The 17,185-nt window shown below is 36.8% G+C and carries 18 protein-coding genes; 14 read left to right on the top strand and 4 right to left on the bottom strand.

The genetic code is table 11. From position 1 onward, the window contains the following. Positions 1 to 46 precede the first annotated feature (46 nt). From I215_RS10815 to I215_RS10795, 5 genes are all read left to right on the top strand, one after another. Positions 47 to 997, top strand: coding sequence for an isopenicillin N synthase family dioxygenase (locus I215_RS10815; RefSeq protein WP_008992002.1), 951 nt, complete (start codon positions 47 to 49; stop codon positions 995 to 997). Between the two features lie 40 nt (positions 998 to 1,037). Further along, complete coding sequence (locus I215_RS10810; RefSeq protein WP_008992001.1) at positions 1,038 to 1,367, top strand: translation initiation factor; 330 nt, start codon at positions 1,038 to 1,040, stop codon at positions 1,365 to 1,367. Between the two features lie 101 nt (positions 1,368 to 1,468). Continuing rightward, on the top strand, positions 1,469 to 2,401 hold the full coding sequence (locus I215_RS10805) for a DUF1835 domain-containing protein (protein ID WP_008992000.1): 933 nt from the start codon (positions 1,469 to 1,471) through the stop codon (positions 2,399 to 2,401). 1 nt (position 2,402) lies between these two features. Then, complete coding sequence (locus I215_RS10800) at positions 2,403 to 3,278, top strand: nucleoside phosphorylase (protein ID WP_008991999.1); 876 nt, start codon at positions 2,403 to 2,405, stop codon at positions 3,276 to 3,278. 69 nt (positions 3,279 to 3,347) lie between these two features. Further along, entirely contained in the window at positions 3,348 to 4,199 is an 852-nt protein-coding gene (locus I215_RS10795) for a substrate-binding domain-containing protein (protein ID WP_008991998.1), read from the top strand. Here the strand turns inward: I215_RS10795 and I215_RS10790 are convergent. From I215_RS10790 to I215_RS10775, 4 genes are all read right to left on the bottom strand, one after another. Continuing rightward, on the bottom strand, positions 4,186 to 4,851 hold the full coding sequence (locus tag I215_RS10790; protein ID WP_008991997.1) for a uracil-DNA glycosylase: 666 nt from the start codon (positions 4,849 to 4,851) through the stop codon (positions 4,186 to 4,188). The genes I215_RS10795 and I215_RS10790 overlap by 14 nt on opposite strands. Beyond that, on the bottom strand, positions 4,851 to 5,711 hold the full coding sequence (locus I215_RS10785) for an alpha/beta hydrolase (protein ID WP_008991996.1): 861 nt from the start codon (positions 5,709 to 5,711) through the stop codon (positions 4,851 to 4,853). The genes I215_RS10790 and I215_RS10785 overlap by 1 nt, the downstream gene beginning before the upstream one ends. A 73-nt stretch (positions 5,712 to 5,784) precedes the next feature. Then, a complete protein-coding gene (locus tag I215_RS10780; protein ID WP_008991995.1) occupies positions 5,785 to 6,744 on the bottom strand; it encodes a glycoside hydrolase family 43 protein in 960 nt (319 codons plus the stop codon). Between the two features lie 14 nt (positions 6,745 to 6,758). Next, positions 6,759 to 8,057: an anthranilate synthase component I family protein gene (locus I215_RS10775; RefSeq protein WP_008991994.1), complete on the bottom strand. Its 1,299-nt coding sequence runs from the start codon at positions 8,055 to 8,057 to the stop codon at positions 6,759 to 6,761. A gap of 326 nt (positions 8,058 to 8,383) precedes the next feature. Here I215_RS10775 and I215_RS10770 point away from each other — a divergent pair, with 326 nt between their 5' ends. From I215_RS10770 to I215_RS10730, 9 genes are all read left to right on the top strand, one after another. Continuing rightward, positions 8,384 to 9,031 carry a GNAT family N-acetyltransferase gene (locus I215_RS10770; RefSeq protein WP_008991993.1) on the top strand — a complete coding sequence of 216 codons (648 nt, stop codon included), beginning with the start codon at positions 8,384 to 8,386 and terminating at the stop codon, positions 9,029 to 9,031. Further along, positions 9,028 to 10,215: an argininosuccinate synthase gene (gene argG, locus I215_RS10765; protein ID WP_008991992.1), complete on the top strand. Its 1,188-nt coding sequence runs from the start codon at positions 9,028 to 9,030 to the stop codon at positions 10,213 to 10,215. Before I215_RS10770 ends, argG begins: the two co-directional genes overlap by 4 nt. After that, positions 10,212 to 11,186: an N-acetyl-gamma-glutamyl-phosphate reductase gene (argC, locus tag I215_RS10760; RefSeq protein ID WP_008991991.1), complete on the top strand. Its 975-nt coding sequence runs from the start codon at positions 10,212 to 10,214 to the stop codon at positions 11,184 to 11,186. The genes argG and argC overlap by 4 nt, the downstream gene beginning before the upstream one ends. 18 nt (positions 11,187 to 11,204) lie before the next feature. Beyond that, the gene (gene proC, locus I215_RS10755; RefSeq protein WP_008991990.1) at positions 11,205 to 11,993 is read left to right on the top strand and encodes a pyrroline-5-carboxylate reductase; all 789 of its coding nucleotides are present in this window, start codon (positions 11,205 to 11,207) and stop codon (positions 11,991 to 11,993) included. Between the two features lie 66 nt (positions 11,994 to 12,059). Continuing rightward, positions 12,060 to 13,208 carry an aspartate aminotransferase family protein gene (locus I215_RS10750; RefSeq protein ID WP_008991989.1) on the top strand — a complete coding sequence of 383 codons (1,149 nt, stop codon included), beginning with the start codon at positions 12,060 to 12,062 and terminating at the stop codon, positions 13,206 to 13,208. After that, a complete protein-coding gene (locus tag I215_RS10745) occupies positions 13,201 to 14,397 on the top strand; it encodes a glutamate-5-semialdehyde dehydrogenase (protein WP_008991988.1) in 1,197 nt (398 codons plus the stop codon). The genes I215_RS10750 and I215_RS10745 overlap by 8 nt, the downstream gene beginning before the upstream one ends. Positions 14,398 to 14,479: 82 nt before the next feature. Continuing rightward, positions 14,480 to 15,262 (top strand): glutamate 5-kinase, encoded by a 783-nt coding sequence (proB, locus tag I215_RS10740; RefSeq protein WP_008991987.1) that lies wholly within the window; start codon positions 14,480 to 14,482, stop codon positions 15,260 to 15,262. Between the two features lie 120 nt (positions 15,263 to 15,382). Beyond that, positions 15,383 to 16,168 (top strand): glutamate 5-kinase, encoded by a 786-nt coding sequence (proB, locus tag I215_RS10735; protein WP_008991986.1) that lies wholly within the window; start codon positions 15,383 to 15,385, stop codon positions 16,166 to 16,168. Positions 16,169 to 16,238: 70 nt separating this feature from the next. Then, a complete protein-coding gene (locus I215_RS10730; RefSeq protein ID WP_008991985.1) occupies positions 16,239 to 17,177 on the top strand; it encodes an N-acetylornithine carbamoyltransferase in 939 nt (312 codons plus the stop codon). Positions 17,178 to 17,185: the final 8 nt, after the last annotated feature.

Below are 17,185 nucleotides of genomic sequence, written 5' to 3'. Positions count from 1 at the left end.
TTCTTACATTTGTTATAAGTAACTATTGTTGTAAAATTCAGGACAAATGAATAAAATACCTAGTGTTGATCTGACTGATTTCATATCAGAGGATCCTAAAAGAAAGCAAAAGTTTATCGATGAAATTGGTAAAGCGTATGAAGAGATTGGCTTTGTAGCCTTAAAAGGTCATTTTTTATCAGAAGAGTTAATCAAGGATTTATATCAAGCAATTAAAGAATTCTTTAATCAACCTCAAGAGATTAAAGACCAATATGAAATTCCAGGAATTGGAGGACAAAGAGGTTATACTTCTTTTGGCAAAGAGCATGCAAAAGGCAGAAAAGAAGGGGATTTAAAAGAATTTTGGCATTTTGGGCAGTATGTGGAGAATAATCCTAGACTTGAAGCTGAGTATCCCGATAATGTAATAGTGAAGGAAGTTCCAGAATTTAATAAAGCAGGTAAAGAAACCTACAAAAAGTTAGAAAAGACAGCCAAATACGTTCTTAGAGCATTAGCACTTCATTTGGGTCTTGAAGAAAATTACTTTGATAAATTCATTACCAATGGGAATTCAATCTTAAGACCAATTCATTACCCTCCTATTAAAGAAGAACCTAAAGCAGCAGTAAGAGCAGCAGCTCATGGAGATATCAATTTGATTACCTTACTTATGGGAGCCCAAGGAAAAGGACTTCAAGTTCAAAACCATGAAGGACAGTGGATTGATGCTATAGCACAAGAAGATGAACTTATGATCAACGTAGGTGATATGTTATCTCGTTTGACAAATAATAAGCTAAAATCAACCATTCACCAGGTAGTGAACCCTCCTAGAGAACTGTGGAATACTTCTCGTTATTCTATCCCATTTTTTATGCATCCGGTGAGCGATATGCCACTGAATGTGCTAGATAATTGTGTTGATCAGGAGCATCCAAAATTATACGAAGATATTACAGCAGGTGAATTTTTACATCAACGACTCATAGAACTTGGACTTATCAAAGTGTAAATAAAGATAACATAGGTAGAATTAGCTAAAAATAGCAATAATGGACTTACAAGACCAATTAAAAGATTTATTTCCCGATCATGAATTTGAGCAGGAAGAACATGTAGAGTCTTCAGAAAATACCATTTGGATACAAGATGAGCCCCTTCTATGCAAATACGAAAAAAGGAAGGGCAAACCCATTACAATTATCGATGGGTATAATGGAGCGGATAAAGACTTTAAAATTCTTGCAAAAGAGTTAAAAACCAAATTAAGTGTTGGTGGCTCTTTTAAGAAGGAATCCATCATAATTCAAGGAGATTATCGTGACCAAATCATGTCAATACTTCAAGAAAAGGGCTTCAAAGTCAAACGTGTAGGGGGTTAAAGTCCTTTTGAAATTAACATCAAAAATTATGGTAATTCATCACATAATTTATACATTTACCCATAATTAAACTAAATGTTTCTTCCAAATCTATAAATTAAATGACTAAAACACTGCACATTACAAACGGAGATGCGTTTACCGCGGTTTTGAAGACATTAGACATTTCTGGTGACATCATTACTTGGCGTGAAATGCTTTGCGAGGGTAAAACCACCCCTGAGGTTGGTAGTGAAACCTTTTGGCGACAACGATACGAGTTCTTAAATAGGGCTTATAAAGTAACCAAGGACACCTTTATTAATAGAACCCTAAAAGAATACCGAAATCTTTGTAATCAGAAATCTCAAGATGAAATTGTACTTTGGTTTAATAAGGATCTCTTTTGTCAAATAAATATGATTGCGGTCCTTAGTTGGATTAAGAAAAATAGATCTAATGCCACTATCTATCTTATCGGATCTGGTGTTGAAAAGGACTCACAACCCTCACCTTCTCTATCATCCTTAGATAAAACTGCTCTTGAGGATCTTTACAAAGACAGACTTTTACTTAATAAAGACGATATTGAATACGGCGATTATATTTGGCAGCTTTATTGTGAAAACAGTCCTATTCGCCTGCAAAGTGCAATTAAACAAAACAATAGTCAACTGCAATATCTCACCAATGTAATCCAAACCCACCTACATCGTTTCCCAAGTTTAAAAAACGGGCTCAACCAATTAGAGAATAAAATGCTTGACAAAGCATTGTATCAAAACATAAAATCCAAAGATTTATTAGTGGATGCGATGCTTCAGGACCCTGGATATTATGGATATGGAGATATACAATACTATAAAATGGCCTCTAAACTAAGACCATTGTTCCGCTCCTTTACTCCGGTAAAACTTACCAAAACTGGTACCGCAGTGGCTGAAAAACTTGAAAATTATTATCCGCAATTAAGAAACGAAAAGGAATTTTTAGGAGGAACACCTAAATACTCGTTCCTATTTGTTGAAGACACTGCGCAATTGCTTAAATTATAAAATGACTAGCATAGATGCATCTGAGCTAATCCTCAATGAGGATGGCAGTATATATCACTTAAATTTATTTCCAGAAGATCTTGCTTCAACGGTAATTACCGTTGGTGATCCTGATCGTGTCGCTGAGGTTTCGAAACATTTCGAGGTTGTTGAAATTAAAAAAGGAAAGCGTGAGTTTATCACCCACACTGGATGGTACAATTCGCAGCGTCTAAGTGTTATATCAACTGGAATTGGTACCGATAATATTGATATTGTTCTCAACGAGCTGGATGCACTGGTTAATATTGATTTTAAAACGCGTGGTGAAAAGCCGAAACATACATCATTAAAAATTGTGCGAATCGGTACCACTGGGGCTATTCAAAAGGAATTGAAGGTCGATAGTATCCTTGCAAGCAAATATGCCGTAGGCTTAGATGGTTTATTGCACTACTATCAAAGTGAAACTATTCAAGAATCTGACTACCAAACGGCTTTCACCAATCAAATACCTTGGCCACCCACCCACCCTACACCCTATGTTATAGCAGGGGACAATGATTTATTGAAAATATTTAAAGATGTTAATTTACACCTAGGTATCACTGCTACAAATGTTGGTTTTTATGGACCTCAATCTAGAGTGTTGCGCTTGCCATTAAAAAATCCCGAGCTAATTAATAGTCTCTCGACATTCGATTATAAAAATCAAAAAATCACCAATTTGGAAATGGAAACCTCAGCAATCTATGGAATGTCAAAATTACTAGGACATAAAGCCATATCGCTAAACAGTGTTGTAGCCAATAGAGCTAATGGAACTGTTTCCAAAGATCCTAAATTAGCCATGAAAAAACTCATTGTATTTGCTTTGGATAAAATTTCTAAAATTTAATGCCATCATTACCATCTTACTTTGATAAATTTTCTATTTTTAATTTCAGACACTTTTTGAATAAGAAACATGAAAAAGATACGAATTTCTGGAGTTCCAGAACATTTTAACCTCCCCTGGCATTTGGCAATCGACGATGGTGCCTTCGAGGATAGAGGAATTGAATTACAGTGGAGTGATGTTCCAGAGGGAACTGGCAAGATGTGTCAGCTACTACGTGATGATGAAACTGATATCGCAGTAATACTTACCGAAGGTATTGTAAAGGATATCGCGGCTGGAAATCAAGTTAAAATCATCCAAAAATTTGTGGATTCCCCTCTGTATTGGGGTATTCATGTGGATGCCCATTCCAGTTTCAAGACCCTTGAAGATGTAAAAGGAACTAAAGCAGCCATATCAAGATATGGAAGTGGAAGCCATCTGATGGCTTATATCAACGCAAATGAACAGGGTTGGGACACTAAAGATCTAAGCTTTGAGGTGGTCAATGACATAAACGGTGCCGTAACTGCCCTTGGTAATGGTTCGGCAGATTATTTCATGTGGGAGCATTTTATGACAAAACCACTGGTTGATCAAGGTATCTTCAGAAGAATATCAGACTGTCCTACTCCTTGGCCATGTTTTGTAATTGCAGCTAGCGATGCGGCAATTAAAAAACATTCAAATCTCATCAAACATATTTTAGAGGTTATCAATATTTATACTTCGGATTTTAAGGATATCCCGAGTATTGATAGAATGTTATCAAATCGGTATGGGCTAAAAGCAGAAGATGTGCAAGAATGGTTGTCAATTACCCGTTGGAGTCAGGAAAACATTACCCCAATGATGATTAAAAATGTTCAACAACAACTCTTGGAGTTAAACATCATAGACCAAGTGCTCCCATATGAGGATGTAGTCACCAATATATAGGGTCTAATTGTAAAGAAGTTAAAATTTCATTACATCGACTAAAGTGCTTATTTCCAAACCAATACCCTCTATTCGCACTTAATGGTGAAGGATGTCCAGAGACTAATACATGATGCTTTTTGGTGTCTATAAGTTTTACTTTTTCTTTGGCATAACCACCCCAAAGCATAAAGACAACATCCGACTTATCTTTGGATATAGTTTTGATCACCTGATCCGTAAAGGTCTCCCAGCCCATTTTTTGATGGCTCCCAGCCTTCGATTCTCGTACAGTCAATGTTGCATTAAGTAAAAGAACTCCTTGTTTTGCCCAATGTTCCAGATTCCCACTCAAAGGATAAGTTTTATCTACATCCGAGGCCAATTCTTTAAAAATATTTATAAGCGAAGGAGGGTGTGAGGTCCCTTCAGCAACTGAAAAACATAACCCATTAGCCTGATTTGGCCCATGATAAGGATCTTGGCCTATAATTACGACCTTACACTGATCAAAGCTACAATGTTCAAATGCAGCAAATATGGAATCCAAAGGAGGATAACAGATGCTATTTTGGTATTCCAAGGCTATAAAATCAAGTAACTCTTTAAAATACGTTTTCTTAAATTCTTCCTTTAAATGAGACTTCCAGTCTGGACTTAGGTCTAACTTCATTATTGCGTAATACTTATATCATTTACTTGATTTACTCCTAATTGTTCATTCAACCACTCGATCACCGTTTTAAACAAGTCCTCTTTTTGAAGATCGTTATGCAGCTCATGGTAACCGCCCTTATATAGTTTAAGGTCAATTAGAGGAGATTGCTTTGAAAAAGCTTTACTTGCCCAGTGACTCGTGATATAATCTCCCGTCCCATGAAACAACAAAGTTTTTATAGAGAGTTTATCCGGGTTTTGCATAATCCATTGTCCGCTTTCCATAACTGGAAACGTATACAGTGGACTAACCATATTATGCACCAGAGGATCGTCTTTATACTTTTCTACTTCTTCTTCCACTCGTGAAATGTATTTAGGGTCTATGCCACTTGGTAAAGTTATTTTAGGATAGACATAATGACATAATTTACCTAAGTATAGTTTCCAAGTAGGCGGGTCGAAAGCCAATTCTAAATAGGGACTTGAAACTATCAAACCTTTACAATTTATATCTCGGTTCATGGCGTAATTCAATACTAAATTCCCTCCAAGACTGTGCCCATATAGAAACAAATCCAACTCCGGAAATATTTCCTTTTTTTTCTCACATACTGCCTCAATACTATTTAAAACTGCCTTAAAATTAGGGCAGCATCCCCTTTTTCCTTCGCTATGTCCGTGTCCGAAAAGATCGTACCCAAAGACGGCAAATCCAGCATCCACTAATTCAGGGATTAATGATCCTGAATAACGACCACTATGTTCACCCATACCATGTACTAAGACAATAGCTGCCTTTGGTTTTTCGCTATACCAATACTGGCCGAAAAGTCGTCTATTATGACAATAAAAATGGTATCCTTGATATTCCATATCACAAAATAAAGAGGTGGTTCACTGTCTCTAAAATCGTAAACCATCTGCAAATTCCCTAAAGAATTCTAAATTATTTTCTCAAAGGGTGTGCTTTTACCCCTTCTGTTGTAATAGTAACTGGTTTAATGAATCCATTATCATCAAACTCCATCACTTCAATACAAGTCTCTCTAGAATCTCTTGCAGTTTCTGCTTTAGGCCTACGATGATACACAATATAGTACTGATTGGAATCTGGATATTGAATCACTGAGTGGTGACCCGCACCCGTAGCAATTTCCGGTTGTTGCTCGAGAATCTTATCAATTCGTGTAAAGGGGCCCATGGGTGAATCTGCGATGGCATAAGCCACACTATAATCTGGACCCGTCCATCCTCCTTCTGACCACATAAAATAATACTTACCATCTTTGATGAACATAAAAGGGCCTTCTACATATCCCTCAGGAGTGATTTCTTTAAATACACTCCCATCCTCAAAGGGTATAAATCCTGTAAAATCGTCCTTGAGTTTAGCTATATTACAATGCCCCCATCCTCCATAGATCAAATAATATTGACCATCTTTATCTTTAAACACGAACTGGTCTATTGGTTGTGCACCATTATGAAATTTACCCACAAGAGGTTTACCAATTAAATCTTTAAAAGGTCCAGTTGGCTTATCAGCTACGGCTACTCCTATCCCTCCTTCTTCTTGATCACTTTGAATATCATTGGCTCCAAAGAATAAATAGTACTTCTGGTCTTTTTTAACAATGGCAGGAGCCCACACCGCACGATGTGCCCATTTTACCGCTGAAGTATCCAAAACTCTTGGATGCTTAGTCCAATTCACCAAATCTTTAGAAGAAAAAGCGTCTAGAAAGACCTGATCTTCGTAAGCGGCGGAAAAGGTTGGATAAATCCAATACGCATCATCAAAAACAACTCCTTCTGGATCGGCATACCAACCTGGAAAAACAGGATTGTTTTGTCCCCAGGTAGAAAAACAAAGCGACATGGCTAAAAATAATAAGGTAGGTTTCATAAAATTTGGATCATTTAATTTTCCAGAACATCCCTCATGGCCTTTGCCTTTATGAGACATTCCTCATACTCGTTTTCTGGGATTGATTTTGCTGTAATAGCACTCCCGACTGAGAAAGATACATATCTTTTTTTAGAATTATATATAATACTTCGAATGATCACATTAAAATCAAAGTTTCCTAGAGGATCAAAATAGCCGACAGCCCCACTGTACAAACCTCTTTTAAATGTTTCTTGCTGCTCAATAATTTTCATAGCAGTATACTTGGGCGCACCTGTCATACTTCCCATAGGAAAAATACTTTTAATCGCATCCACTGAGTTGGTTTGCGTTGGCACTTGTGCTGATATTGTGGAAACCATCTGATGTACTTGTAAAAAACTGTAAACTTTACACAATTCTTCTACTTCCACACTACCTTTTTCCGCAATTTTAGAAAGATCATTCCGCACAAGATCCACAATCATAACATTTTCTGAACGCTCTTTGGGATCGTTTTTCAAATGTTCAAGTAGCTTGGCATCCTCTACCTTATCTTTAGATCTTTTGGAGGTTCCTTTGATGGGTTGTGAAATAACAATATTACCCCGACGTTGCATAAATCGTTCTGGAGATGCACATAGCAAGTGGTACTGGTCATATTTAAAATAACAAGCAAAGGGAGCTTTAGATATGTTATTGAGGTTCGAAAAGGTTTTTAATGGATCTATACTAGAATCTTCAGCATAAAATTCCTGACAGAAATTCACCTCGTATATATCACCTCTATGTATATGATCAATAATCTTTTGAAAGTGTTCAAAGTACGAATCCTTCTGCATTCGAAGACTTATTTTAAGAGAGGCTGTTTCACTTTCTAATTTCTCTAAAGCTTCTATAGCTTGAATTTCCTTATAATCTTGTTCCAGCTCATCATCTACCATGGCCAAATAATGGAATTCTACCACCGAACCGTTGATTACAAATAATTTCTTAGGTTGGAAAAAATAAAGGTCAGGCAAAGCTAAACCATCAAAGTTTTTGGAACTCAAATCCTCAACTGCATTCTTCAAATCATATGTCAAGTAACCAAATATCCAATCTTTTGTGGCTATCTGATATTCTTTGAGATCACTAAAAGCTGCAGTGTAATCGGTCTTAATACTGGTAAGGGCATCTAAGGCAAGTATGGCCTCATATTGACTATTAGCATTTTTGTGCTGGTTGCTATCCAACCAGACAACCTCTTGAAATTGATTCGACCATTTTAAAAGCTGGGTTTTAAACAGCTCAACATTTGAAATATTGAATTGTTTAACAGTTCTACGCATATTGTGGTTAGGCTTTATATTAGTATGTTACAAATTTAACAAAGATTACACATTTTAATTTAATAATAATTCCTAATATTGCACTGTAGAATTAATACAACACGAATTAATTGCACAATGCAAACAGAACAACAAAAATATAAAACCTTTTCAAAAGCGTCGTTAAGCACAACGTCGTTATTTGCTTTGGTACCTGTTCGCCAAGTTCGTTTTCCTCGCCGTCGTCGCCCGTAAGGGTGCGATCATATTATTGGAGTTAGGTGTGTCCAACTCCCCTTCAAAGAAACCATTTTTATATTTTCATTAATTTTTAAACAGGTAATTGAATGCAAATACTAATTGCAAACGATAAGCATATTCATTATGCACAGGAGATATGTGATACCATTGAAGAGTCTGCTAAGCAAAGAGGGACTGGTATCGCAAAGCGAACTCCTGAATATATTACCACCAAAATTCAGAATGGGAATGCGGTAATTGCCATTGAAGGCAAAAAATTCGCTGGATTTTGCTATATAGAAACTTGGGGGCATGGAAAATTTGTGGCGAATTCTGGGCTCATCGTCCATCCTGATTTTAGAGGCCAAGGTTTAGCCACTGAAATCAAAAAGAAGGTATTTCAACACAGTAGAGAAAAGTTTCCGGAGGCTAAAATTTTCGGAATTACTACGGGGCTCGCAGTAATGAAAATTAATTATGATTTGGGTTATGAACCTGTAACTTTTTCTGAGCTTACAGATGACCCAAGTTTTTGGAATGGTTGTAAAACCTGTAGAAATTACGACATATTAATGCGTAATGAAGGGAAAATGTGCTTGTGCACAGGGATGTTGTACGATCCAATTGAAAAGCAGAAAAACAACAAAGCACAACTCAAACACAACAATAACTCAAAGGTTTTTAAACGATTAAAAAGCATAAAAGAATCCTTACATCTACCAAAGGACAAACTAGATAAAATATTCAAAAAATGAAAAAATTAGTATTAGCTTACAGTGGAGGACTAGACACTTCCTATTGCGCAAAATCTCTTTCTGAACAAGGATATGAAGTACATGCCGTTAGTGTTAACACTGGAGGTTTTTCTAAAGAAGAAATTGCAGAAATTAAACAAAAAGCCCTTACATTAGGTGCTAAAAATTATGTGTCCATAGATGCGGTAGATAATTTTTACAACAAGGTCGTTAAATACCTTATTTTTGGAAACGTTCTTAAAAACAACACCTACCCTCTTTCGGTAAGTGCTGAACGGATTGTACAGGCTATTGAAATTGTAAATTACGCAAAAGAAAACGGTGCTAATTACATCGCACATGGTAGTACTGGAGCCGGAAATGATCAAGTGAGATTCGATATGATCTTTCAAATTCTAGCCCCAGAAATTGAAATAATTACCCCTATACGTGATCAACAACTCTCAAGACAACAAGAGATTGATTATTTAAAAAGTAAAGGCATTCACATGTCATGGGAAAAGGCTAAATACTCAGTTAACAAGGGACTTTGGGGAACAAGTGTAGGTGGAGATGAAACCCTTACTTCTCACTTGCCACTACCAAATGAGGCTTATCCAAGTCAATTGACTAATATGGGAACACAACGCCTAAAGCTAAGTTTTACTAAAGGAGAATTAACAGCTATCGATGGAAAGTCTGACACTCCTGTAGCCCTTATAGAAAAACTCAATGCCATTGCTTCACAATTCGCTATTGGACGTGATATCCACGTGGGAGATACTATTATTGGTATTAAAGGAAGAGTTGGTTTTGAAGCAGCTGCACCACTTATCATTATCAAGGCCCATCATACCCTTGAAAAGCATGTGCTAACCAAGTGGCAGCAACAACACAAAGAATACCTTTCCAATTGGTACGGAATGTTATTACACGAGGGTAATTACCTAGATGAAGTGATGAGAAATATTGAAACCTTCTTAAGCGACACTCAGAAGAATGTCACAGGTGATGTTTATGTAAGCCTTCACCCATACCGTTTTCTAATAGAAGGAATTCAATCAGAGCACGATTTAATGAATGCTAAATTCGGTAGTTATGGTGAGATGAATAAAGGTTGGACAGCCGAACAAGCCAAAGGCTTTATAAAACTCAGCTCTAATGCCGTTAAAATCCATCAATCCGTAAACAATCCAGAAAAATGATTAAAGCAGGTATAATAGGAGGTTCAGGTTATACAGGAGGCGAATTAATTCGACTCCTCTTGAACCACCCTGAAGTTGAGATTGATTTTGTATACAGCACAACCAAAGCGGATCAACTAATTGCGCATTCGCATGAAGATTTACTTGGGAGTTGTGACCTTAAGTTTGTAGGGGGTATAAATTCGGATGTAGATGTATTATTTCTATGTCTAGGGCATGGGAATTCTAAAAAATTCTTAGACGTCCATGAATTTTCCGCCAAAACCAAAATTATTGACTTAAGTAATGACTTTAGGTTAACTCCTGATAAGTCGTATGGTGGAAGAACCTTCGAATATGGACTTCCAGAATTGCAGAAGCAAACCATTAAAAACGCACAACACATTGCCAACCCTGGTTGTTTTGCAACTGCAATACAGCTTGGACTTTTGCCTTTGGCAAAAGAAGGGCTCTTAAAAGAATCGATTCACATTAATGCTACAACGGGAAGTACCGGCGCTGGTGTAGTTCCATCTCCAACTACACACTTTAGTTGGAGAAATGATAATTTATCCTGGTACAAACCATTTACACACCAACATTTAGGAGAGATCAATCAAAGTATTGTGAGTCTCCAAAACAACCAACCAGACATCTTTTTATTACCTCAACGTGGTGATTTTGCTAAAGGAATTTTTGTAACATCCTACATGAAATTTGAAAAAGGTTTGGAAGAAACTTGGAATTTGTTCCAAGATTATTATGTTATGGAACCGTTCACACATGTTTCGACCAAAGAAGTCCACTTAAAGCAGGTTATTAACACCAATCATTGTTTTATTCACCTTCACAGGCATAATGACGTATTGCTTATCACTAGTATCGTTGACAATTTAATCAAGGGTGCTTCTGGTCAGGCCGTACAAAATATGAATTTACTCTTTGGTTTTACAGAAAGTGACGGACTAAATTTAAAAGGAAGTTATTTCTAAAAACTAAAAACAAAACACATGAAAGTTACCGTCATTGGATCAGGAAACCTAGGGAAATCTATAATTGCTGGATTAGCCTCCAGTGCGTTATTTGATCCAAAGAACATTTTAGTAGCCGACAAATCAAACGAAAATTTAGAATTTATTAAAAATTCTTCTGGTGTCTCTGTGACTCCAGATAACAACAATGCCGTCAAAGACGCCAAGTGGATTATCCTTTGCATTCAGCCTAGGGTGCTAAAACTGGTTTTGGATGAGATTAAAGATCAACTAAATCCAGATCAAGTATTAATCTCCACTGTTACTGGTGTATCCATCGATGAAATAAATAAAATTGTTCCTGAAAACAAGGTCATAAGAGCTATGCCTAATACGGCAGCCATTAAACAACAATCTATGTCTTTTATCACCTCATTAGATAATGAGCATGAAGATGTAGCATTTGTTGAAAAGATGTTTGGCACTATCGGAAAGACAATGATTATCGAGGAACACTTAATGCAAGCGGCCACAGTTTTAGGCGCCAGTAGTACCGCATTCTTCTTGCGCTTTTTAAGAGCGTTAACACAAGGAGGCGTTCAAATGGGGTTTCACCCTCACGAGGCGCAAGAAATTTCAGCACAAGTTGCCATAGGAGCAGCCGCACTTATTGAAGATGGAACTCATGCTGAGGTAGAGGTTGATAATGTAACCACACCACAAGGTTGTACTATTGAAGGCTTAAACGCCATGGAACACAATGGACTTAGTTCCGCTGTAATCAAAGGTGTCATGGCAGCCTACCAACGAATAAATAACATTAACTAGGGTATTTTGTTGGATTTCTATAGAATTCCGTTAAAATATCAAAATTATAAACTCTGTACACAATAAATGAAACTGTTCGATGTTTATCCTTTATACGACGTTACTCCTCAGCGAGCAAACGATGTATTTGTTTACGATAATAACGGTGTAGAATATTTAGATCTCTACGGGGGTCACGCCGTGATATCTATTGGTCATGCACACCCTACATACGTAGAACGCTTGACCGAGCAAATCAATAAAGTTGGCTTTTACTCCAATGCTGTTCAAAACCCACTTCAAGTGGAACTGGCGGAAAGGTTAGGAAGACTTTCTAATTGTGAAGATTACGATTTATTTCTTTGCAATTCAGGGGCAGAAGCCAATGAGAATGCACTTAAGTTAGCCTCATTTCATACTGGTAAATCACGGGTAATTGCTTTTAAAAATGCATTTCATGGAAGAACATCAGCAGCAGTTGCTGCAACGGATAATAGGGCAATCAATGCGCCTATTAATAACCAGCACAGCGTCACCACTTTCCTTCCTTTAAACCAACTTCACTCTTTAGATTATGAATTAGCGTTCGGTGACGTTTGTGCGGTTATAATTGAACCCATCCAAGGCGTTGGAGGGTTGGACGAGCCAACTACCGAATTTTTACAAGGAGCTGCTCAATTGTGCAAAAAGCACAAGGTTGTCCTTATTTTGGATGAAATTCAATCGGGATACGGTAGGAGTGGTAAATTCTTCGCCTTTCAAAATCACAACATTGAACCTGACATAATTACAGTCGCTAAAGGTATGGGGAATGGATTTCCCATGGGTGGTGTTTTAATTCATCCCAAATTTAAGGCTAAACACGGAATGCTCGGGACTACCTTTGGAGGTAATCATCTCGCATGCACTGCTGGCCTTGCGGTACTAGAGGTTATGGAAAAGGAAAATCTTATAGAAAATACGGCAAAAATCGAAGCATATTTCAAGGAAAAAGCAAAGGAAATCAATACTTTACAGAAAATTAAAGGACGAGGACTCATGCTTGGAATGGAGTTTGAACAACCTGTATCAGACATAAGAAAAGCACTTATTTACGAGAAACACATATTTACTGGCGGCTCGGCAAATAAGAACTTATTAAGAATTTTACCGCCGTTAACGATTAAAGAACATCACATAGATCAGTTTTTTACTGCGCTAAATGATGTTTTAAAAAATCAAAAACAAAATGAATAAAGTATTAACAATTACAGAACGAAACAATGTATTAACCACTATGGCCGAATTGATCCGTGAGGAAAAGGAGGCTATAATAAAAGAAAATCAGAAAGATTTAGATGCTTATGATGGTGGGGATCTAGCAATGGAGGATCGTTTGAAAGTTGACAATGAGAAAATACAGGTGATGATCACTTCTCTCAAGGAACTTACAGACAAAGAAGATCCTCTTGGGAAAGAACGTTTCCATTTTCAGCATGAGAACGGCATGCATGTTTATAACAAAACAGCGCCTTTCGGGACTGTAATGATTATCTATGAATCGCGTCCTGATGTCACCGTAGAAGCTGCTGGAATTGCTTTTAAATCTGGAAATAAGATTGTCTTAAAAGGTGGAAAAGAATCAATTAATTCAAATCTGAAAATTGTTGAACTATGGGATCGCGCTCTAAAACAGCACGGTATCACAGAACAATGGGTAGAGTATTTAAAATTTGACAGAAAACAAACCCAGGCATTTTTGGAAAATCCGACACAACCTATCGATCTTATTGTTCCTCGCGGAGGCGAACGCTTAATTGAGTTTGTCAAGAAAAACGCAAGCTGTCCAGTGATTGTCAGCGGAAGAGGAAATAATTTTGTTTATGTTCACAAGGATGCCGATCTCGACCTTGCATTAAAGGTTATTATCAATGCTAAAACAGCAAAGATCTCAGCATGTAATGCTTTGGATAAAGTTTTAATTGACAAAAACTTACCCAACTATAAAGAATTTATAAAAAAGCTTTTACACCGACTCTCAGAGTCAAACGTAGAGGTTCATGTAGATCAAGAGCTAAGCTCATTTGATGGAGTTAAAACCATCACCGATCAGGACATTTGGTACGAAGAGTTTTTAGATTATAAAATTGTAATTGGAATGGTTGACTCAGTAGAGCAAGCTATTTCTAAAATAAACAAATATTCTGGTGGGCACTCCTCCTCCATCATAACTAAAGATCAGCAAATTGCTGATCAATTTATGACCTCAGTAGACACAGCAGCTGTATATCACAATGCATCTACTCGATTTACCGATGGCGGTCAATTAGGCCTTGGTGGTGAGCTTGCCATTAGCACAGATAAATTACATCAACGTGGTCCTATTGGATTAGAACATTTAGTAACCAACAAATGGTACATCCACGGCGATGGACAGATTCGATAATTAAAGTATAATTAATAAAATTTTAAAATCCCTATTTCGAATACTTCGAAATACATATAGAGAAACACATAAACACAAAAAAATGAGTAAGCCAAAAAAGAAGAAGAAAAGAATTCTATTAAAAATAGGTTCCAATACGCTTACAAAAGAATCCGATCAAATCTCAAGAGGTAAAATTGAAGATATAGGTCGACAAATCGCGGCTTTACAAGATGATTATGAATTTGTAATTGTCAGCTCCGGAGCAAAGGTAGTGGCAAAGCAATTTGTAAACTTGGAAAGCACATATAGCGAAGAAATTAACGTAAAACAAGCTTTAACCTCCATCGGTCAACCCCACCTTATTCGAATCTTTCAAGAGAATTTCAGGGAGTTAGGGCTCTTGGCCTCACAATGCCTTCTTTCGTATTCAGATTTTGAAAAAGAAGAATCCAAGAAAAACATTGTGAACACCATTAATATTCTTGTAGATAATGGGTACATTCCTATTATCAATGAAAATGATACTGTAGCCACCGACGAGATTCAGTTCGGTGATAATGATAAACTCGCTGCCTTAACAGCAGCATTATTAGAGGTAGATCTTCTAATAATTGCCACCAACACCTATGGTATTTACACGGCTAAATCCTTTAAAAATGGTCATCCAGAAACCATTACAGAGGTTCAGAATTTTTCCGAACTTAAAAAGGAAGTTGTAGATAATGATAAGTCAAGTCATGGTACTGGAGGCATGAGTTCAAAAGTAGTCGCTTTAGAGATTGCCAATAAGGCCAATATAGAAACCTGGATTGTCAACGGATTGAAAGATAATTTTATTATAAATTCGATCAATCAGAAAACACCATTTACTAAAATTGAATAAATGGTAAGACAATTATAAAGGAGTATCAGTGCCCAAAATGTCTTTCTAAGTAACGAAAACAATGCGATAAGTAGACATTTTGGGCGCTTTTAGTCCAAATGATATCATCTGAGAAATTAAATGAATGCAAAGACCAAAAAAAGAATTGTTCTTAAAATAGGGTCCAATACCCTAACCAAAGAAACCAACCATATTTCCCGAGGGAAAATTGAGGATATTGCCAACCAGGTCGCCTCGCTTAAGGATGAATATGAATTTATCATTGTGAGCTCAGGTGCTATTGCAGCTGCAAAACAATTTGTGCAGCTCGAGGGTAATGGTAAAGAAATTAACGTTAAACAAGCACTTGCCTCTATAGGTCAATTGCATCTGATGCGCATTTACCAGGAGAACTTTCGGGAGTTAGGACTTTATGTTTCACAATGCCTGTTGTCCTATTCTGATTTTAAAAGTGAATCCACGCGTGAGAATATTGTAAATACAATAAATATCTTGTGTGAAAATGATTATATACCGATCATCAATGAGAACGATACGGTAGCCACAGATGAAATACAATTTGGGGATAACGATAAACTAGCAGCTATGTCAGCTGTTTTACTCAAAGCGGATCTATTAGTAATTGCTACGAATACCAACGGTATTTACACTCGAAATTCCATTGAGCAAAATCAACCAAAAACAATTACATCTGTCAATAGTGTGGAACAACTCCTAAATGAAGTTGCAGATGGGAAATCGTCTCATGGTACGGGGGGGATGTTATCGAAAGTAGAGGCGGTTAAAATTGCCAATAGTGCAAATATTGAAACTTGGATCCTCAATGGATTGGAGGACGATTTTATTGTTAGAGCAGTCAATGGATCAAGTATATTTACTAAAATAGAAAAAACAGTAACATATTAATAACAAACAACATACATAGTATTAATTGCATTATAAGATCATATGTGAGGATACGAAAAACGTTCAGCCCATGAAACAATATTTAGACTTAGAAGATATCAAAGATTTAGATAGCCTTATCAAGAATGGTATAACGCTAAAAAACAATCCTTTTAACCATCAGGAACTAGGCCGGAACAAAACTATAGGATTATTGTTTTTTAACTCCAGCCTTAGAACTAGATTAAGCACACAAAAAGCGGCACAGAATCTCGGAATGAACGTAATGACCTTGGACCTTAATACCGACAGTTGGAAATTAGAATTTGAAAATGGAAGTATCATGCATAGTACTAAAGCTGAACATATCAAAGAAGCTGCTGCTGTAATCTCACAATACGTTGATATAATTGGATTAAGAGCATTTCCTACCTTAACTGATAAGGAACAAGATCAAAAAGAAACGATTCTTAAAAGTTTCCAAAAGTATGCTAGTGTTCCAGTGGTAAATATGGAAAGTGCCACTGCTCACCCGCTACAAGCACTGACCGATGCCATTACAATTGCAGAACATAGCCTTGTAAAAAAACCAAAAGTCGTCCTAAGCTGGGCTCCTCATCCAAAGGCCTTACCTCATGCGGTTCCAAATTCATTTGCTAAAGTAATGCAGATGATGGATGTTGACTTTTGTATAACCCATCCTAAAGGTTATGAACTCAACTCAGAAATCACTAAGAACACGCCTATTATTTACAATCAGGATGAAGCCTTAGAAAAAGCTGATTTTGTTTACGCCAAAAATTGGAGCAGTTACGCTGAATACGGAAAAGTATTGTCTAAAGACCAGGAATGGATGATCAATTTAAAGAAATTAAACAATGCTAAATTTATGCACTGTCTACCCGTTCGCCGAAATGTTATTGTAGCCGATGAGGTTTTAGATAGTGACCTATCATTAGTGATACAACAAGCCAATAATAGAACCTATGCCGCTCAAGCTGTTTTAAAAGAAATTCTTGAGAACATATAATGTAATTT

Source organism: Galbibacter marinus, assembly GCF_000300875.1.
Lineage (GTDB): Bacteria > Bacteroidota > Bacteroidia > Flavobacteriales > Flavobacteriaceae > Galbibacter > Galbibacter marinus.
Note: the sequence above shows the minus strand (reverse complement) of the source record. Positions and strands in the feature narration are given on the sequence as shown.